The 19,681-nt window shown below is 59.2% G+C and carries 16 protein-coding genes; 14 read left to right on the top strand and 2 right to left on the bottom strand.

The features are described 5' to 3' along the window. Window positions 1–66 precede the first annotated feature (66 nt). From FY152_16355 to FY152_16310, 10 genes are all read left to right on the top strand, one after another. Window positions 67–1,200, top strand: coding sequence for an ABC transporter substrate-binding protein (locus tag FY152_16355; GenBank protein ID UXS33743.1), 1,134 nt, complete (start codon window positions 67–69; stop codon window positions 1,198–1,200). 94 nt (window positions 1,201–1,294) lie between these two features. Beyond that, window positions 1,295–2,434 carry an ABC transporter substrate-binding protein gene (locus FY152_16350; protein UXS33742.1) on the top strand — a complete coding sequence of 380 codons (1,140 nt, stop codon included), beginning with the start codon at window positions 1,295–1,297 and terminating at the stop codon, window positions 2,432–2,434. Further along, window positions 2,431–3,498, top strand: a complete 1,068-nt coding sequence (locus FY152_16345) for an iron ABC transporter permease (GenBank protein ID UXS33741.1) — start codon at window positions 2,431–2,433, stop codon at window positions 3,496–3,498. Before FY152_16350 ends, FY152_16345 begins: the two co-directional genes overlap by 4 nt. Further along, window positions 3,492–4,244 carry an ABC transporter ATP-binding protein gene (locus FY152_16340; protein ID UXS33740.1) on the top strand — a complete coding sequence of 251 codons (753 nt, stop codon included), beginning with the start codon at window positions 3,492–3,494 and terminating at the stop codon, window positions 4,242–4,244. Before FY152_16345 ends, FY152_16340 begins: the two co-directional genes overlap by 7 nt. Window positions 4,245–4,470: 226 nt before the next feature. Then, window positions 4,471–4,971: an RNA polymerase sigma factor gene (locus FY152_16335; GenBank protein ID UXS33739.1), complete on the top strand. Its 501-nt coding sequence runs from the start codon at window positions 4,471–4,473 to the stop codon at window positions 4,969–4,971. Between the two features lie 111 nt (window positions 4,972–5,082). Further along, window positions 5,083–6,078 (top strand): FecR family protein, encoded by a 996-nt coding sequence (locus FY152_16330; protein UXS33738.1) that lies wholly within the window; start codon window positions 5,083–5,085, stop codon window positions 6,076–6,078. A gap of 149 nt (window positions 6,079–6,227) precedes the next feature. Beyond that, on the top strand, window positions 6,228–9,005 hold the full coding sequence (locus FY152_16325; protein UXS33737.1) for a TonB-dependent hemoglobin/transferrin/lactoferrin family receptor: 2,778 nt from the start codon (window positions 6,228–6,230) through the stop codon (window positions 9,003–9,005). Window positions 9,006–9,110: 105 nt separating this feature from the next. Next, the gene (locus FY152_16320; GenBank protein ID UXS33736.1) at window positions 9,111–9,866 is read left to right on the top strand and encodes a hypothetical protein; all 756 of its coding nucleotides are present in this window, start codon (window positions 9,111–9,113) and stop codon (window positions 9,864–9,866) included. 14 nt (window positions 9,867–9,880) lie between these two features. Then, window positions 9,881–11,716, top strand: coding sequence for a type I secretion system permease/ATPase (locus tag FY152_16315; protein ID UXS33735.1), 1,836 nt, complete (start codon window positions 9,881–9,883; stop codon window positions 11,714–11,716). Then, a complete protein-coding gene (locus FY152_16310; GenBank protein UXS33734.1) occupies window positions 11,703–13,016 on the top strand; it encodes an HlyD family type I secretion periplasmic adaptor subunit in 1,314 nt (437 codons plus the stop codon). Before FY152_16315 ends, FY152_16310 begins: the two co-directional genes overlap by 14 nt. Before the next feature lie 11 nt (window positions 13,017–13,027). Here the strand turns inward: FY152_16310 and FY152_16305 are convergent, their stop codons facing one another. Together FY152_16305 and FY152_16300 are read right to left on the bottom strand one after the other, a co-directional pair. Beyond that, window positions 13,028–13,924: an SMP-30/gluconolactonase/LRE family protein gene (locus FY152_16305; GenBank protein UXS33733.1), complete on the bottom strand. Its 897-nt coding sequence runs from the start codon at window positions 13,922–13,924 to the stop codon at window positions 13,028–13,030. A 56-nt stretch (window positions 13,925–13,980) separates the two neighbouring features. Next, window positions 13,981–14,694: a GntR family transcriptional regulator gene (locus tag FY152_16300; GenBank protein UXS33732.1), complete on the bottom strand. Its 714-nt coding sequence runs from the start codon at window positions 14,692–14,694 to the stop codon at window positions 13,981–13,983. A gap of 117 nt (window positions 14,695–14,811) precedes the next feature. On the opposite strand from FY152_16300, the gene FY152_16295 reads away from it, so the two are divergent. The 4 genes from FY152_16295 to FY152_16280 are packed head-to-tail and all read left to right on the top strand — an operon-like array spanning window position 14,812 to window position 19,675. Further along, window positions 14,812–15,864 (top strand): Gfo/Idh/MocA family oxidoreductase, encoded by a 1,053-nt coding sequence (locus FY152_16295; protein ID UXS33731.1) that lies wholly within the window; start codon window positions 14,812–14,814, stop codon window positions 15,862–15,864. Then, the gene (locus FY152_16290; GenBank protein UXS33730.1) at window positions 15,857–16,873 is read left to right on the top strand and encodes a Gfo/Idh/MocA family oxidoreductase; all 1,017 of its coding nucleotides are present in this window, start codon (window positions 15,857–15,859) and stop codon (window positions 16,871–16,873) included. Before FY152_16295 ends, FY152_16290 begins: the two co-directional genes overlap by 8 nt. Continuing rightward, window positions 16,870–17,949, top strand: a complete 1,080-nt coding sequence (locus tag FY152_16285; GenBank protein ID UXS33729.1) for a Gfo/Idh/MocA family oxidoreductase — start codon at window positions 16,870–16,872, stop codon at window positions 17,947–17,949. The genes FY152_16290 and FY152_16285 overlap by 4 nt, the downstream gene beginning before the upstream one ends. A gap of 1 nt (window position 17,950) precedes the next feature. Beyond that, window positions 17,951–19,675: a dihydroxy-acid dehydratase gene (locus FY152_16280; GenBank protein ID UXS33728.1), complete on the top strand. Its 1,725-nt coding sequence runs from the start codon at window positions 17,951–17,953 to the stop codon at window positions 19,673–19,675. Window positions 19,676–19,681: the final 6 nt, after the last annotated feature.

Genomic DNA, 19,681 nt, shown 5'->3' with positions numbered 1-19,681 from the left:
AAAACTTGACTAGTATAGTCAGAAAATAATACAGCCGCGCCAGTCAACACTGGAGAGCAATATCCGATGCGCATCTCAGCCAAATCTGCGGCACTTGCCCTTGGCCTTCTCGTCTCCGCCGCCTGGCCGGCATTTGCCGAAAAGGTCACCGTCAAGGATGTGACGGGCCGGGATGTCGAAGTCAACGTCCCTGTTTCGCATATTATCCTCGGCGAAGGTCGGCAGATTTATTTCCTGGCGGCGCTCGACAAGGACAATCCTTTCCAGCACGTGGTCGGCTGGCGGGACGATCTGGCGAAAGCCGATCCGGAAACCTATGACGCCTATATCTCCAAATATCCTGATATCGCCAAGCTCCCGACCTTCGGCGGCATGAAGGATGGCACATTCGACATCGAACAGGCGGTTTCGCTGAAGCCGGACGTAATCCTGATGAATATCGACGCCAAGACGGCGACGGAAGAGGCGGGATACATTGAAAAGCTCGCCAAGGTCGGCATTCCGTTGGTCTACGTCGATTTCCGTGAAAAGCCGATGGAAAATACCGAGCCGAGCATGCGCCTGATGGGCAAGCTGACCGGCAAGGAAAAGGTTGCCGAGGACTTCATCAAGTTCCGCGCCGATTCCATCGCAAGGGTCACCGATACGCTTGAAAAGGCCAATCCGAAGAAACCTGTCGTGTTCATCGAGCGCGCCGGCGGTTATTCCGACGATTGCTGCATGTCCTTCGGCAATGAGAATTTCGGCAAGATGGTGGAACTTGCCGGCGGCATCAACATGGCCAAGGGCATCATTCCCGGCACCTTCGGCACCGTTAATCCGGAACAGATCATCGCGTCCAATCCGGAGCAGATCATCATCACCGGCGGTAACTGGAACGGTTATGTTCCGGGCGGCAACTGGGTCGGCGTTGGTTATGGCGCGGATGTGAAGGAAGCACACGGGAAGCTGGAAAACCTGACCAAGCGCCCGGCCTTTACCGGCGTGCAGGCGGTGAAGGACGGCAATGTCCATGCCATCTGGCACCAGTTCTACAACAATCCCTACCAGTTCGTGGCCATTCAGGAAATTGCCAAGTGGCTGCATCCGGACCTGTTTAAGGATCTCGATCCAGAGGCAACTTTCAAGGAATTGCATGCCCGCTTCCTGCCGCTCGATTACAAGCCCGGCTACTTCGTTTCGCTGAAAGACGCGAAATAAGACAGGGACGGTGAAGAGGAGCGCCGTCTGATCCATGGATGAAGCCGCAGCCATGCGGCTTCATCATTTTATTTTGGAACCAAGAGGACTTCTCATGCGGCTCAACGCTCTCAGGCATCTTGCGATGCTGGTTTTCTCTCTTCTCGCCGTGCCCGCCCTGGCAGTGGAGATCACTGACGTCACCGGACGCAAGATCGAGCTGGATCTGCCGGCTAAACGCGTCCTCGTCGGCGAGGCACGCCAGATTCATGTCATCGCAGCCCTCAAGGGCGACGAGACTTTCGACAATATCGTCGGCTGGCGTGACGATCTTCTGAAGAAAGACCCCGACAGCTACACGGCCTATGTGAAACGTTTTCCGCAGATCGAAAAACTGCCGCGTTTCGGTTATCTGCCGCAGGGCGACTTCAGCCTGGAAACGGCGATCACCCTCTCGCCTGATGTCATTACCCTCAATCTGGAAACGGAAAAAACCGCCAAGGAAAGCGGCTTCGAAGAAAAGGCCGCCGCCGCCGGCATCAAGATCGTCTATCTCGATTTCCGCATCGATCCCGACAAGAACAGTGAAGCTTCGATTGAAATCCTTGGAAAACTGTTCGGCGCTGAAGAGCGCGCCAAGGAATTCATCGCTTATCGCCGCGCGGAAATCGCCCGCGTGACCGATCGGATAACGAGCGTCAAGGATTTGAAGCGTCCGAGCGTCTTCATCGAGCGCTCGCCCGGCATTTCCGGTGAGAACAATTGCTGCCGCACCTTCGGCCCGGCCAATTTCGGCGCAATGGTCGATCTCGCCGGCGGTCACAATATTGCTGATGGTATCATCAAGACGACCTTCGGCGATCTCAATCCCGAGCAGCTGGTTGTCGCCGATCCCGATCATGTCATCGTGACCGGTTCCAACTGGGCGGCGGAATCCGACATCAACCAGTTCGTTCCCCTTGGGCTAGGCGCAGATATGGCGCTTTCGCGCGAGCGGCTGGCCGGTCTGATGACGCGCACGCCGTTTCCGGAACTGAAGGCTGTAAAGCAGGGCAATGTCCACGCCGTCTGGCACCAGTTCTATGGCGCTCCCTACGAGTTCCTGCCGATCCAGCAATTCGCCAAGTGGTTCCATCCCGATCTTTTTGCCGATCTCGACCCGGAAAAGAACTTTGAGGAATTTTACCGGAAATTCCTTCCCGTCACCTACAGACCGGGCTATTTCGCCTCTCTCGAAAAAGGTTCGAACCAATGAGTTCGTTGAATGAAAGCGCCGTTGGCGTGAGTGGGCGCGATCAATATCGCGCCCTTGCCGCTCGCAGGATCGTCATTCTGTTCGGGCTTTTTATTGCCCTGTGTTTCAGCATGGCCGCCGACATGGCGCTCGGCCCGGCGCGCTATACGATTTCCGAGGTTCTGGCGACCATTGCCGATCCGGCTGCGGCCGCAAACCAGCTGCGGGTGGTGATCTGGGATATTCGCATGCCCATCGCGCTGATGGCGGTCACCGTCGGTGCATCCCTGTCGGTTGCGGGCGCGCAGATGCAGACCATCCTGTCCAACCCGCTTGCGAGCCCTTTCACGCTTGGCATTTCGGCGGCGGCAAGTTTCGGTGCGGCACTTGCCCTTGTCGGCGGCGTGGCGATCTTTCCAGGCGCCGTGCATTACATGGTGCCGATCAACGCCTTCATCATGGCCATGGTCGCGGCTCTCTTCATCCATTTCGCCTCGACGATGCGCGGCGTGACCGTGGAGACCATCGTTCTCCTCGGCATCGCGCTGGTTTTCACCTTTAACGCGGCCCTGTCGCTGCTGGAGTATCTGGCCTCCGAACAGGCGCTGGCCGCCGTCGTGTTCTGGACCATGGGCAGCCTGACGAAGGCGACGTGGGAAAAGGTCTACATTACCGCTGCCATTCTCGTCATCACCGTGCCGATGTTCATGCGCAATGCCTGGGCGCTTACCGCACTCCGGCTGGGCGACGACAAGGCGGCGAGCATGGGCATCAATGTCCGGCGGCTGCGGTTGACGACCATGCTGACGGTCAGCCTTCTGGCGGCCATTCCGGTCTCCTTTGTCGGCACAATCGGTTTCGTCGGGCTGGTCGGTCCGCACATCGCCCGCATGGTGGTGGGTGAGGATCAGCGCTTCTTCCTGCCCGGCTCGGTGATCTGTGGCGCGCTGCTTCTGTCGGCCACCTCGGTCATCAGCAAAATCCTCATTCCCGGCGCAATTCTGCCGATCGGGGTCATCACGGCGCTTGTCGGTGTACCGTTCTTTTTCGCGCTTATTTTCGGCAACAGGAGACGCGCATGGTAGCGCTCGCACTGAAGGATGTCGGCGCCGCCTATGGGCGCACCACCGTTCTCTCCAAGGTCGGCATCGATACGCTGGAAAGCGGCAGCGTCACAGCGGTCATCGGCCCGAACGCCGCCGGCAAGTCGACGCTTTTCAAGCGCATCGCCAGCCTGATTTCGGGTCCCGGACTGGTCGAACTTTCCGATACGGCGCGCGGTAAGCGCGCTATCTGCTACATGCCGCAGGATACCGGTGCCAATGCCGTGCTGACGGTTTACGAATCCGTGCTGCTTTCCGCCAAGCAGGGCGGCGGCTGGCGTGTGCATGACGATGAACTGTTCGAGATCGACGCCATTCTCAAGGCGTTGAAAATCCACGATCTCGCCTTTCGCGGTCTGGGTGAACTGTCGGGTGGCCAGCGGCAGCTGGTGTCGCTGGCGCAGGCGCTGGCTCGCAAGCCGGAAGTGCTGCTGATGGACGAGCCGACCTCTGCGCTTGATCTTCACCGGCAGGTCGAGGTTCTGGGCTTCGTCACCGAGCTTGCCCAGAAGACCGGCATGATCGTGCTGATCGCCCTGCACGATCTCAATCACGCACTTCGTTATTGCGAGAATACAATGGTAATCGCCCGCGGCGAAATGGTGGTGAGCGGTAGCACCGAGGCGGTGATAACCTCGGCGATGCTGCGCGATATCTATCGTATCGATGCGCGTATCGAACCCTGTTCGCAGGGCAGGCCGATGGTCATCGTCGACGGGGCGATCTGACGGATGAGGACCCGGCCGCATCCGCTGCTGGGTCCGATTGCCGACGCCGCAGACACGTCCTGCGCTGGCCGAGTCGCGAGTTAAGCTCGCACAAATTCTTGATAATTATAGTCATGAAATATCTGTTCGATCCGCAGTTTGAATGCTAGAGGTTTGGGCGGAAAACTGCGTTGTCATTTTGGGGCCGGCAGTGTCGTTGATCCTTCAGATTTCTCTCGGTTGAGACATGGGCATACGGGAAGATGACAAGCGTTATAACGCTTACGTCGCGCATAGGGTCGACCTGATCAAATACGCCACCCTGATTTTAGGGTCGCGGGCGGATGCGGAGGACGTGGTTCAGGAAGCATTCCTGAAATTCGTGCCGGAAGCCTCCGGCAATCCCTCCAACCTCAAATCCTATCTTTTTCGCATCGTTCGCAATCTTGCGCTCGACAACCGCCGGCGCAACCGGCAAGACCTGCGGGAGCGACCGGATGACACCCCCTTCTGGGGCGTGCCGCAGGATCATGGTACGCCGGAAGAGCATGCGCTGTTCTGCGATGAAGTTCGGCAGATGCAGACAATTCTGGAGACCCTGCCGGTTCAGGCGCGCGTGGCATTGGAAATGCACAGATTCGGTGGTTACAATATGGAGGAGATCGCTCGTCACCTTGGCGTGTCCGTGGCTAGCGCTCACCGCCTGATCAAGGGTAGCATTGCCGCGATTACCAGAGAAATGAAGTGAAATTGCCCTGATTGTCCCATTATGTGAAAAAAAACTTTCCGTTAAACGTCTATATAACAACGCGGAAGACGAGGCGGCTTTTCTGCCTCGCAAAGGAACTGGCCCGGTTCAATGACCATTGATCCAGATAGGAAAATAGAATTGCCTGACGGGAAGGCGGAAGAGGCGGCTGACTGGCTGATACGTCTGCAGGCGGGATCGGTGGAGCCGCGGCTGAAGGCAGAGTTTGATCGATGGCTGGTTGCCTCGCCGGCAAACCGTCTTGCCTGGGAGCGGACATGCAAGACATGGCGCAACCTCGGTCTGGTTGAACCGGCTTTCAAGAACCTCTGGGAAGATGCACCCCACCTGCCGGCTAACGCTGAAAAACAGTTGCCGCGACGGCGCTTCTCCGTTCGCCATTATGTCGGCATGGCCATGGCTGCGGCGTCGCTCTGTCTTGCCGTGTTTTTCGTACCTGCTTTTTTCGTCCGTATCGAGGCGGATTATCAGACCAGTACAGCCGAAAGCCGCACCATAACCCTTGAAGACGGTAGCAGGGTGCAACTTGCCGCCGCGAGTGCGCTTTCCACCGATTTTACCGATGGCCGCCGTAATGTGAAAGTGCTGAAGGGCGAAGCCTTTTTTGATGTCGTGCCGGATAGCGCACGACCCTTCGTGGTGGAGACGAAGAACGTCACCGTTCAGGTGCTGGGCACGGCTTTCGATGTCGATCTCACGGATGGCATAACGCAGGTCGCGCTTGCGCATGGCTCGGTGGAAGCATCCTTCCGCAATGCGGCGCCTACACGGCTCATCCCCGGCGAGATGCTGATTGTCGACGCCTCCGGCGCAATCCGAAAGGAGAGCGTGTCCGTGGAGGATATAGGCGGCTGGCGCAATGGTGAGCTTTATGTGGTGGATGCGACGATCGGCTCGGTCGTGGAGCAGATACAGCGCTATCATCCGGCATGGCTGACGATGGCGGACAAAAGGCTGGCCGAGCAGCGGGTAACGGGTTTTTACGATCTTCGCGACCCCGACCGCGCGTTGGAAGCATTGGTGGAACCTTACCGGGGCAAGGTGCATGCGATTGGCGGCAGCGCCCGCATCATCACCCGCTTCTGAAACAGTTGAAAACAAAAAATCATATTTATTTTCAGTAATTTATAAAATTTCCTCAAAAAGCCTGAAAAAAATCGCCGAGGCAATCGTCTTTTTGTTGAGTAATCCGGTCAAGATATTTCCGGAACGAAAGACAGGAAGACTAAAGCAATATGCGCCTCCATATATGTGTAACCGGTTCGGGCAGAAAAGCGGGAAAGCAGGCGTGCAGAGCCATGCTGCTGGCGACGACGGCTGTCGTTGTTTCAATCTCGATGCCGGTTTTTGCGCAGACTGGACCTGATGCCGCCAATAGCCAGCGCCCGAATGGCGAGCAGGGCGCAACGCGGCCGTTCAACATTCCTGCACAGTCGCTGTCATCCGTGGTAGGCGCCTTCGGGCGGCAATCCGGCCTTCAGGTCACGCTGGCCACGCCATCGGCGGGCAATGTGCGCACCAACGCCGTCACCGGCAGTTTCACGGTGCGGGAGGCTCTGTCGCGGTTGCTGGCGGGTACGGGCGTCAATTTCCGCATCGCCGGAAATGGCAGAACCGTCATCATCGGCACGGGGGAATCGACCGTCGATCTTTCCGGGGCGGAGGGCACGACGGTTCTCGAAACCATTACCTTGACCGGTAAAACCGGACGCAACTCCATTGCCGGCTCGGGTTATCAGGGGACGCCAGACTGGGTTTATGAAACGCCCGCAAGCGTCAGCGTGGTCGGCCGCGAGGCGATCCAGTCGGCAGGCGTGCGCAACACCCGCGATGTTTTCAACCGGGTCTCCGGCGTTTATGCCGGCGAGGGTAATGGCAGCTTCCCGACCGTTTCGCCCAATGTGCGCGGTTTGCAGGAAAGCGGCCGCGTGGTCGTCTCCATCGATGGCGCGCGGCAGAATGCGCAGCGTGGGTTCAGCACCGGCGGCGCATCGATTTATTCTGCCAATAACGGCCAGGCCTATGTGGACGCCGCCTTCATACGCGCTGTCGAGGTCGAAAAAATGACGAGCGCCACATCCGGCAATGCCGGTTCGCTGGGCGGAAAGGTCGAGTTCCGAACCGTCAGCGCTGCAGATATTATCCCTGAGGGTGCGAACAAAGGCGGCGAGGTGAATATTTCCCGCGGCACCAATGGTTACGATTTTCAGGGTTCGGTTTTGGCTGCTGTCCGAGAGCCGGATGGCCCACTCTCCTTCGTTGTCGGTTACAGCCGCACAATCATGGATGAATACAAGATCGGCACCAGAGGCGAGGCCCGAAGCACCGCCTTGACCATGAAGGACCTGCTTGGCCGGGATGGCTGGTCTAGTTTTTTCAAGGGTGAAGGTGACTTCGGGGATGTGAAGGCGTCGCTGTCGTGGATGCACCAGCAGAATGATTTCGTTCAGGGCGCCGCCGAACAGATAGACCGGGAGAGCGTGCGTAACGACAGCATCGTTGCCAAGCTGGACTGGGACCCCGAAAGCGAACTCATAGACTTCAAGTCCTCGCTGTGGCTGAACGATAATATGACGCACGAATTGCGTTCGGCGCGTCCCGGATATGCTGTTGAAACGAACCTTGACATGGGCTTGCGGAGTTTCGGGGGTAGCGTCGAAAACACCAGCCGTTTCGATACTAAAGCGGGTGAGCTCAGCCTGAATTATGGCGCGGAAGCTTTCAGGGACATTTCCTCGTCGGTTGCCACTAGCTCTGCCATTACGAACAACCCCGCCTTTGCCAGCAGCTATACCGCTTTCAGCCCGCCCGGGCGGCGTGATGTCGCAAGCCTGTTTTTAAACGGTGAACTTGAGCCCGCGGACTGGATAGTGATAAGCGGCGGCGTGCGATATGACTGGTCGCGTCTGAAGGGCAAGTCGACATATTACGATGAAATTTCGTACCTGCGCACGATCACTGTTGCATGCGACCCGATCGGAAACAATTATACAGCATCGCAATATTACTACGCTGTTTTTCTACCACAGAATCCCGGTACAAATATTACGGAGGCAAGATTCCTTAGCCGGGTCTGGAGCACTGTTTCGTCCACATGCATGCCTGGAACCGGGCCATCGGCTACGCGATACGATCCCGTCGTAGAAAACCCCGCCTATGAGATGGACATTGACCGTACCTACAGTGCATGGCTGCCCTCCGCCACGATAGAACTAAAGCCGTTCGATTGGTTCCGCCCCTATGTGAGCTATTCCCAGAGCCTGCGTCCGCCAACAACTCTTGAGGCTTTTTTCGCCGGTGCACGCCCAGGGGATTCCGTTGGTTACGAGTATGCTCCGAACCAATTTCTAAGGGCCGAAAAAGCAACGACCTATGAAATCGGCGCGAATATGAGTTTTGACGGTGTGTTACTGGACCACGATTCCGTGCGCATCAAGATGGCCGCCTTCCGCCGCGAGGTTAAGGATTATATCGCTCTTGGTTATCTCGTCACGGATCAGGTCGCGAACCGCACCTATACCAGCTTCGTCAATCTCGATGGAACGACTTACATGCGTGGGCTCGAATTCGAGGGCAATTATGATGCGCGGAGCTTTTGGCTCGGCGGCTCGGCAACGCTGCTGAAGACTGACTGGCCGGACAAAACACAGGTATTTTCGAACGGCACGACCACGACAAGCGGTGAGATCGTCGCGTGGCCAGGCGATGTCGCGCCCAAGGTGAAGCTCACGCTCGATGGTGGCATGCGTTTTCTAGACGAAAAACTCTCTCTGGGAGCGCGGCTCAACCATGTCACGCCAACGCAGTCGCGCACGCTCGATACGGAGGGCAATCTGCGCGAGGTGACCGATCCCTACACGACGGTCGACCTCTACGGTTCCTATGCCTTCAACGACAAGGCGACACTTCGTTTCGCCGTCAACAATCTGACGGACCGCAAATATATTCCGGCCACCAGCGCCTACACCGCGCCTGGCCGCACTTTTATCGCAACGATGAACGTGAAGTTCTGAGACGCGGAAGAAATTCTCCGGGCTGGGGTTGCAGCCCGTCCCGGAGATGAAACGCCTTCGTCACATGACAAAGGTATCCCTATTGGCCAGCAAAGGAGTACACCTATGGCTACCACAATTCAACTGACGCAGTCTTCCTCCGACCTGATCGGTTATCTGAACGGTTGGACGAGCGGTTTTGGTTCGACCTATGGTGCGTTCTACGACGCTCAGACCAGCTCTCTCGCCACGACCACCATCGATCCGAACACGACCTATGAGGCTTGGGGCGATGGCAGCAACGGCGGCAAGGGCATCGTCATGAGCGGCGCTCTGCAATACTCCCAGGGTAACCTGACGGGGTCGGTTGACAGCATCGTTCTGGGTACCGGCTACAGCCAGTCCACCAGCGGCATCGCCGTCAGCCAGCAGGAACTGCTGATCGATCCTGACAGCTCCTATTCGCTCGCTGGTGCGCGCGACCTGCTCGATCTCGCCGTTTACCAGCTTGCGCGTTTCGGCTCGCTGGCCGGTTTCTATGACTACTTCGCTGCCACTGGTACTGTGATCGAGGATACCGCGTCTTCGAACACGCTGACCGGCTTTGCCGGCGCTGATACATTTGTGTTCTCGGGTGGTAACGATATCGTAACCGCAGGACCAACCGGCACCTATGGTTATCAGGATGGTACTGATAAGCTTGATGTATCGGGTTGGGGCTCGACCTCGGTCGCTGACCTGTTCTGGTATAACCTCAACGGCAATGCGGTAGTGGAATCTGACTCCAACGCATCAGTTTCGATCACACTCGTAGGCGTCGATGCAAATGTACTCGACGCATCGGACTTCATTTTCGCCAGCGCAACGGCGCTTGCCGCGTAAAGGAAAAATAGGCTGTGGGCTTTCAAAACCACCAGCAGACACCGCCGCAGTCCCTCACTGCGGCGGTTGTTTCGCCCCTTAAAAGCACGTTTCTCGGCGTTGCGCTCGTCAGTGGCGTGGTCAATATACTCGCGCTCACGTCGCCCCTGTTCATGCTGCAGGTTTATGACCGGGTTCTGGCAAGCGGCAGCCTGCCGACGCTGGTCGGGCTCGCCCTTCTCGCGCTTGGCCTTTACGGCTTCCAATGCCTGCTCGATATCATCCGTGCCCGCGTTCTGATCCGCATCGGCGAGGACTTCGACATGCGTTATTCCGTCAGGGTGCATGATGCGGTGGTACGTCTTCCGCTCGTCAACCGCATGCCGGGTGACGGTCTGCAGCCGCTGCGCGATCTCGACAATGTGCGCGGTTTTCTCTCCGGTACGGGGCCGACGGCCTTTTTCGATCTGCCGTGGATGCCGCTTTATCTCGGCATATGTTTTCTGTTTCATTTCTGGATCGGCGTGACGGCGCTTGCCGGCGCGGTGCTGCTCGTTTCCCTCACGATCCTCACCAACATCTTTTCGCAGAAGCCGATCCGCGACACCATGGTCGAGAATATGGCCCGCAACAGGCAATTGGAGGCCTCGCGCCGCAATGCCGAGGTCGTGCAGGCCATGGGGCTCGGCGGCCGGCTCGGAAAGCGCTGGCAGATCTCCAACGAGGCCTATCTCGCCGCCAATCGCAAGGCCGGCGATGTGGCCGGCGGCCTCGGCAATATTGCGAAATCCCTGCGGGTCGTGCTGCAATCGGCCATTCTGGCGGTTGGTGCGTGGCTGGTCATCAACCAGGAAGCTTCGGGCGGTGTGATGATCGCTAGCTCGATCATGATGGGCCGGGCGCTGGCGCCCGTCGATCTTGCCATTTCCAACTGGAAGTCTTTCGTGGCCGCCCGGCAGAGCTGGGCGCGGCTGAAGGAGCTTTTTGCACAGATGCCGGCCAATGCCGCCGCCATGGCCCTGCCGAAGCCTGAGAAAGAACTACGAGTCGAAAACGTTACCATCGTCCCGCCGGGAGAGAGAAAGCCGACAGTTGCCGGACTTGGTTTCATCGTGACCGCCGGAGATGCGCTTGGCGTCATCGGCCCCTCCGGCTCGGGTAAATCCACCCTGTCGCGCATTCTCACCGGCGCGTGGATGCCGGTGGCCGGCAAGGTACGGCTGGACGGTGCTAGTTTCGATCAGTGGGACCGTGAGGCGCTCGGCCGCCATATCGGCTATCTGCCGCAGGGCGTGGAGCTGTTTGATGGCACGATCGGGGAAAATATCTCCCGTTTCGAGGATAATCCCGATCCCGAAGCCATCATAGCGGCGGCCAAAGCCGCGGGCGCACACGAACTGATCCTGCGTTTCGAAAAGGGTTATGACAGCGATATTGGCGAGGCTGGCTCGGCCCTTTCCGCCGGGCAGCGCCAGCGCATCGGCCTTGCCCGCGCACTTTATGGCGATCCCTTCATCGTGGTGTTGGACGAACCCAACGCCAATCTTGACGCCGAAGGCGAAGCCGCCGTGGTCAGGGCGATTTCCTCGGTCAAGGCGCGCGGAGGCGTTGCCGTCGTTGTCGCGCACCGGCCGAGCGCCATCGGTGCAGTTGATTTCATTCTGATGATGGAAGAGGGGCGGATGAAAGCCTTCGGCCCGCGCGACGAGGTGCTGTCGAAGGTGCTGCGCGTACCGCAGGGACAGGCGGTCAAGGGATTTGCCGCATCCGCCCAGACGGTCTCACCGCTGCGTGTCGTTGCCAATACCCAGGTTCAGCCGGTTGTCCTGGAAGAGGGTAATCAGGAAGGAGATGCGGATGTCAAAAATTGATCAGCGCACCCATGTGTCCCGTTCCATTCGCAAACATCTTCTTGCCGGCCTTGCCGCAAGTGTTGCGCTGCTGGCCGGTGTCGGTGGGTGGGCCGCGACGACCAATCTTGCCGGTGCGGTCGTGGCGTCCGGGCATCTGGTTGTGGATTCCTATAGCAAGAAAGTGCAGCATCCCAAAGGTGGCGTGGTTGGCGAAATTCTCGTGAGCGAGGGTGACAGGGTGAAGGCCGGCGATGTCGTCATGCGTCTCGACGCGACGCAGACTCGCGCCAATCTCGCCATCGTCACCAAGCGGCTGGATGAGCTCAGTGCACGCATGTCAAGGCTGGAGGCCGAGCGTGACGATCTGGCGGAACTAACTTTCCCGCAGGCTCTTGTGGCGCGCAAGGACAATCCCGACGTGGCTTCCGCCATGCGCAGCGAAACCAAGCTGTTCGAATTCCGCAAATCTTACCGTGAGGGACGCAAGGCGCAGCTTGCCGAGCGTATCACCCAGTTCGAGCATGAAATTGAAGGGCTGAAGGCACAGGAAGTCGCCTATGATAACGGCCTTGCCGTGCTGGACGCCGAAATCACCTCACAGAAATCCCTGCGTGAACAGGGGATCGTCTCCGTGCAGCGGCTGAACAGCCTCCAGACTCAAGCTGCGACCTTCGGCGGCGAGCGTGGCGAAAAAATCGCCTATCAGGCGCAGACGGCCGGACGGATCACCGAGACGAAACTGCAAATTCTCCAGATCGATCAGGAACTGCGCACCGAGGTCGGACGGGAGCTTCGCGAGATACAGGCCCAGATGGGCGAATATGTCGAGCGGAAGGTCGCCGCCGAGGATGATTTGAAACGTATCGATATCATAGCGCCGCAATCCGGCATGGTGCATGAAATGGCGGTTCACACGGTGGGAGGCGTGGTAACGCCGGCCGATCCAATCATGCTGATCGTACCTGACGGGGATGAACTGGCGCTGGAGGTGCAGATCGTACCGAAGGATATCGACCAGCTACAGGTCGGTCAAAAGGCCATGCTGCGCATGACCGCCTTCAACCAGCGCGTGACGCCGGAACTGGAAGGCCATGTCAGCCGTATCGCGGCGGATATCACCACCGACCAGCGCAGCGGTCTGTCCTATTATCTGGCGAGAATTTCAGTGCCGGTCTCCGAGCGGGAAAAGCTGAACAATGCGCCGCTGGTGCCGGGCATGCCTGCCGAGGCCTTCATCCAGACCAGCGAAAGGACCGCGCTGTCCTATATCGCCAAACCGCTGACGGACCAGATCAGCCGCGCCTTCCGGGAGGACTAAGTTTTCGGGGATTATGCCCCGTCCGCAAAACGGAAGGCCGGAAAACCCTGAACATCGGCCGGAATGGCCCAGACGCCGCCGGAATGCGGAAAGCGCGTGCGGGCCTCCTCACTCATCTTGTTTCCGTGTGAGGTGACGAACAGGGTCCTGAAATCCTCGCCACCAAAACAGGACATGGTGGGATGCGGTACGGGCATCCGGATTTTATCGAATGGCTTGCCGTCATCATCGTAAACATTCAGCATTCCAGCGGAAACGCCGGCGCTCCAGTACCTGCCGTCGCCATCCACACAACCGCCGTCCGGGCGGCCCTCTTCTTCGGTCGGCCGGGCGATGATCCGGCCTTCGTCGAAAGTGCCGCTGCTCTTGTCGAAACGTCGCCTGCGAATCCATTGCTGAACGGAATCGCTATGCCACATCACCGTGCCATCGGCGGAAAAGGCGAGGCCGTTGGGACAGGTCATCCCCGTCTCCATAAGACGTATGTCGTTTGCGGTGATCCGCCATAATTGACCTTTCGGTCGTATCTCGCTGAACGGCCCACCATCCATGGTGCCAACCCAGAATGCGCCATCCGGCCCGACGCGTCCGTCATTCAGGCGGCAGGGCAGGGCATCGGGCGCGGGTATGGTGACGAGTGCTTGCACCGTGTCGCTTTCAGGATCGACCAGCAGGATCTGCATTCCACATGCGACGATCAGCCTGCCGCTTTCACAAAGGCCAAGACAGGAGACGGTATCCGCAAGGGTGCATGTCCAATATGTCCGGCTGGAAGGGGCGAAAGAGTGGAGCTTTTTCTCCACGATATCGCACCAGAAAAGGGCTTGTCGCCGTTCGTCCCATACGGGGGATTCCGCAAGCGTGCCGATCACGTCGCAGAACAGTTCCGCCTGTTCCAAATTCCGCATTATCTCTGCCATTGTAATTTCAATTCGTCCGATCCGATATTTGCAGGATTTCCGCCCTAGTCGAAATATTCGCGGTGAGCCTCGTATATTTGCGACAAAATGCCAAGGACACGTCGCAGATGCTGGCGCAGCCATTCCACAGCGCGCTCTTCATCCCTGGCTTTGACCGCGTCGTAGACGGCTTCATGTTCGGAAAGTAGGCGGGCCATATGGGCCTCATCGGTTATGGCAAGCACCCGCAACCGGTCCAGTGCCGCCTTTTCCCGCATCAGCAGTGTTTCCAGACGGTCAAGGCCGGTGGCGGCGGCCAGCGCGCTGTGAAACTGATCGTCATGCAGGCGGAACGCTTTTCTGTCGCCGTCCACGATCGCCTGGCGCTGGGCGGCCAGAGCCTGTTCGATGTCGCGCATCGCTCGGGTGGACAAATCCATCTGGCAAAGCCTGCGAATGGCGGCCACTTCAAGCGCCTCGCGGATGAATTGAGCGCTTCTGATCTGCTGTTCCGAAAGTTTTGAAACATAGGTTCCCCGGCTTGGCAGGGTAACGATCAGCCCGTCATCGCGAAGACGGCTCAATGCCTCGCGAACAGGCGTGCGGCTGGAATTGAAAAGCTGGCCGATATCGTTTTCCGACACGGCCTGACCCGGTGCAAGCTGTCTTGCGAGGATGGCGCCCTTCAGCGCGGCATAGATCTGGTCCACCGCGGGACGGTTTAAATCCAGCGGCTCCATCTCCGGGGCCGGGCGCTCTGTCGTCAGGCCTTTTCGCATTTTTCCCCCTGCGTCCGGCAATTTTCATAATCCTGTTTACCGGAATGCAAATTTATTGACAACCGGCATACCGGTATGCACTTTTACCGCCAAGCGTGGGTTGGGAGGCTCGCGGTCATGCGGACAGGCAAAACTTTTGTCATTGTTGGTGCGGGAATGGTGGCCAGAACCCATGTGCTGGCAGCGGCCGCCTGTGCCGATAAAATGACGCTCAAGGGACTGCTCGATGGCGGCTCCGGGCGGGCGGCGCGCCTTGCAGAAGAGGCATCCAAACTTGTCGGACATGATGTCGCCGTCTATCGATCCATTGAGGAGGTCGCTGACGATCCCGAGGTGGATTTTGCCATTGTTGCGGCACCGCCGAACGTCCGCGCAAGCGTGGTCCAGCCGATCGCGCACGCCGGCAAACATATCCTTCTTGAAAAGCCGGTTGCCCGCGGCACATTGGAAGCCGAGGAACTTGTTGCTTTCTGCCGCAGGGTCGGTGTCACGCTCGGCATTGTTTTCCAGCACCGTATGCGGGCGGCATCCCGAAAGGCGAAAGAGCTGGTTGCCAGCGGTACCCTCGGTGCACTCGGTGTCTGCGAGATTTCCGTGCCCTGGTGGCGCACCCAGGCCTATTACGACGAGCCGGGGCGTGGAACGCGGGAGCGGGATGGCGGCGGCGTTCTGATATCGCAGGCGATCCATACGATCGATCTGGCGCTCAGCCTTGCCGGTCCGGTCGCGCGGGTGCAGGCCATGGCGGCAACGACGCGGTTTCACAGGATGGAGACGGAGGATTTCGTCTCTGCCGGGCTGCGTTTCGAAAACGGCGCCGTAGGCTCACTGGTGGCAAGTACCGCCAGTTTTCCCGGCGGGGCGGAAACCATCACGCTGCATTTCGAAAACGCAAGTCTGGGACTCGCTTCCGGAGTGCTGCATGTGGACTGGAGGGACGGGCGCAGCGAGGCTTTTGGCGGTGCTGTGTCCGGCACCGGCGGTGGCGCCGATCCCATGGCTTTCACCCATGAATGGCATCAGGCTGTCCTTGAGGATTTCGTCGATGCCCTCGTTTCGGAGCGTGATCCGGTGGTAACCGGCGAGGCCGCGCTCCTTTCTCACCGACTGATCGATGCAATTGTCAAATCCGCCGAAGGCGGCAAGGAAGTGGAACTGCGCAATGAGTAAACCGATCAAATTTGCGGCTCTCGGTATCGAGCACCGGCATATTTTTGGCATGTCACAGAACATGCTGAATGCCGGGGCGGAATTTGCCGGCTGGTGGACGGAGGGCGAACCAGAGGTCGTGGAAGGTTTCCTGAAACGGTTCCCCGATGTTCCGCGCATGAAAAGCGTTGAAGACGTGCTTGCCGACCCGACCATCGACCTTGTCCTGATCGCCGATATTCCGAAGAACCGCGCCGATCTTGCTATCCGTGCCATGGATGCGGGCAAGGATGTGATGTCGGACAAGCCGGGATGCACGACGCTTGCGCAACTGGAACGTTTGCGCGACGCCGTTGCCCGGACCAAACGCATCTGGTCGGTCAATTTTTCGGAACGTTTCGAAGTGCCGAGCGTCACGAAGGCCACGGAACTGGTGGCTGCCGGCGCCATTGGCCGGGTCGTGCAGACCGTCGGCATGGGGCCGCACCGGCTCAACCGCGCGCTGCGCGCGGACTGGTTTTTCGACCGCGATTCCTATGGCGGCATCCTGACCGATATTGCCAGCCACCAGATCGACCAGTTCATGTTCTTTACCGGCTCGACGCAGGTGGAAGTGGTTTCGGCGACGGTGGCGAATTACGCCAATCCCGGTGATCCGGGTTTGCAGGACTTCGGCGAGGTGTTGCTGCGCGGTGACCGCGGCCACGGTTACATCCGCGTCGACTGGTATACGCCCGATGCGCTGCCCACCTGGGGTGATGGCCGTCTGACCATTCTGGGAACGGAAGGCTATATCGAGCTCCGGAAATATGTCGATCTCGGCAACAAGCCGGGCACCGACCGGCTCATTCTCGTCAATGGCGACCGCTGCGAATATATCGACGCTTCCGATGCCGGCCTGCCCTATTTCGACCGCCTGTCGGCGGATATCCGCAACCGCACTGAAACCGCCATGCCGCAAGCGCATGTGTTCAAGGTTTGCGAACTGGCGCTTCAGGCGCAGGCAAAGGCCGAAGGGAGAACGGCATGATCGGCGTTGCAATCATCGGCGCCGGCATCGGCGCATTGCATCTGAAGGGGTATCGCGCACTTCCCGAACGTTACGCGGTCAAGGCGATCTGCGATCTCGACCTGGAGCGGGCGCGCAAGCTTGTCGAGGATGATCCCTCGATAAGGGTGACCGCCAGCCTGGATGAGGTACTGGCGGATGAGAGCATCTCGCTGATCGACATCTGCCTGCCGCCGCACCTGCATTTTCCGGTCGCCCTGCAGGCCCATGCCGCCGGCAAGGATGTGATCTGCGAAAAGCCGCTGGTGCGCTCGCTGGAAGAGGCGAATGCGCTGCTGCTTTCGGTCAAGAATACCGGTCGTCAGGTCTTCCCGGTTTTCCAGTATCGTTTCGGCCATGCCATGCGGCAGCTGCGTGCGCTCATCGATGCCGGTCTTGCGGGGAAAGCCTTTGTCGCCAGTTCCGAAGTGCACTGGAACCGGGGCGCAGACTATTACTCCATTCCTTGGCGCGGCACGTGGAAAGGCGAATGCGGCGGCGCGACCCTCGGCCATGCCATTCATGCCCATGATCTCATCTGCCATGTGCTGGGTCCCGTCGAGGAAGTATTCGCGTTTGCCGATACAAGGGTGAACACCATCGAGACCGAAGATTGCGCGGCGATCAGCCTGCGCATGAAGAGTGGGGCATTGGTCACAAGCTCCGTCACGCTCGGCGCGGGTAATGATACGTCGCGACTGCGTTTCTGTTTCGAGGGGCTGACTGCCGAAAGCGGCACCAAGCCCTATGCGCCGGCCGAAGACACCTGGCGCTTCACGGCACGCGCGCCGACGACGCAGGAGGAGATCGACGCGGTTCTGGCGAAGGTCGGCACCGGGCTGGATGGTTTTGCCGGCTTCCTCGAGGCCATCGCGGATGCGGTGGAGGGCCGTGGCGGCAATGAAGTGACCGTGGCTGACGGGTTGCGGTCCATTGAACTCGTCACCGCCATCTACAAATCCGTGCGTCAGGGACAGCCGGTGCGGTTGCCGCTGACTTCCGATGACGATCTCTACAAGGGCTGGGCGCCGCAGGCGCCGGTTTTGCGGGAAGCCTGATATGACCGACAGGAAATTGAGATCCGACCGCTGGTTCGCCCCCGACGACCTGCGCAGTTTCGGTCATCGCTCGCGCATGATGCAGCTCGGTTATGCGGAAGAGGATTTTGTCGGCAAGCCGGTTATCGGCATCCTCAACACCTGGTCGGAGTTGAACACCTGTCACGCGCATTTTCCCGAACGCGTGAAGGATGTGAAGCGCGGTGTCTTGCAGGCGGGCGGCTTCCCTATCGAGATGCCGTCGCTTTCGGTCGATGAGAGTTTTACCAAGCCGACATCGATGCTCTATCGCAACATGCTGGCGATGGAGACGGAAGAAATGATCCGCTCTCATCCGCTTGATGGCGTGGTGCTGATGGGCGGTTGTGACAAGACGACGCCGGGCCTCGTCATGGGTGCAATCTCCGCCGGCGTGCCGATGATCTATCTGCCGGCCGGGCCGATGCTGCGCGGCAATTATGCTGGCAAGGTGCTGGGGTCCGGCTCCGACGCCTGGAAATATTGGGACGAGCGCCGGGCAGGCAATGTCAGCGATGAGGAGTGGCGTGGGTTGCAGGGCGGCATCGCCCGTTCCGCCGGCGTCTGCATGACCATGGGCACCGCATCGACCATGACGGCTATTGCCGATGCCCTGGGGCTGACCCTGCCGGGCGCATCCTCCATTCCGGCGGTGGATGCCGAACACCAGCGCATGTCTGCCGCCTGCGGCCGTCGCATCGTGGAAATGGTGGGTGAGGATCTGACCCCGGACGGCATTCTGACGGCGGCTGCGTTCCGCAATGCCGCCATCGTCGCGATGGCGACCGGCTGTTCGACCAATGCCGTCGTGCATTTGATCGCCATGGCGCGCCGCGCTGGTGTGCCGCTGACGCTTGACGATCTGGATGAGCTTGGCCGTGTCACGCCGCTCATCGCCAATGTCCGCCCCTCCGGCAAGGACTATCTGATGGAGGACTTCTATTATGCGGGCGGTTTGCGTGCTCTGATGAAGCAGCTTGAAAGCCGGCTCGATTGTTCCGCCCTGACGGTAACGGGCCGCAGCATGGGCGAAAATCTCGAGGGCGCAAAGGTTTATAATGACGATGTGATCCGTTCACTCGACAATCCGGTTTATGCGGAAGGTTCACTCGCCGTTTTGCGCGGCAATCTCTGTCCCGATGGCGCGGTCATCAAACCCGCCGCCTGCGATCCGAAATTTCACATCCATGAAGGTCCGGCGCTGGTTTTTGACAGCTATCCCGAGATGAAGGCGGCGATCGACGATGAAAATCTCGATGTGACGCCGGATCATGTGCTGGTGCTGCGCAATGCCGGTCCGCTTGGCGGCCCCGGTTTTCCCGAATGGGGCATGCTGCCGATCCCCAAGGCGCTGATCAAACAAGGCCATCGCGACATGCTGCGCATCTCCGATGCCCGCATGTCCGGCACTTCTTATGGCGCCTGCGTGCTGCATGTTGCGCCGGAGAGCTTTATCGGCGGGCCGCTCGCCTTGCTAAAGTCAGGCGATATCGTGCGGCTCGATCTGCCGCAGCGCCGCCTCGACATGTTGGTCAGCGATGAGGAAATCGCCAGCCGCCGGGCCGCCTGGCAGGCACCGCCGCCGCGTTATGAGCGCGGCTATGGCTACATTTTCTCGAAACATGTGAGCCAGGCCGATCAGGGATGCGATTTCGACTTCCTGCAGACCGATTTCGGCCGCTCGGCCGGTGAGCCGGATATTTTTTAGGCTAGG

It is taken from the genome of Agrobacterium tumefaciens (assembly GCA_025560025.1).
Classification (GTDB): domain Bacteria; phylum Pseudomonadota; class Alphaproteobacteria; order Rhizobiales; family Rhizobiaceae; genus Agrobacterium.
Note: the sequence above shows the minus strand (reverse complement) of the source record. Positions and strands in the feature narration are given on the sequence as shown.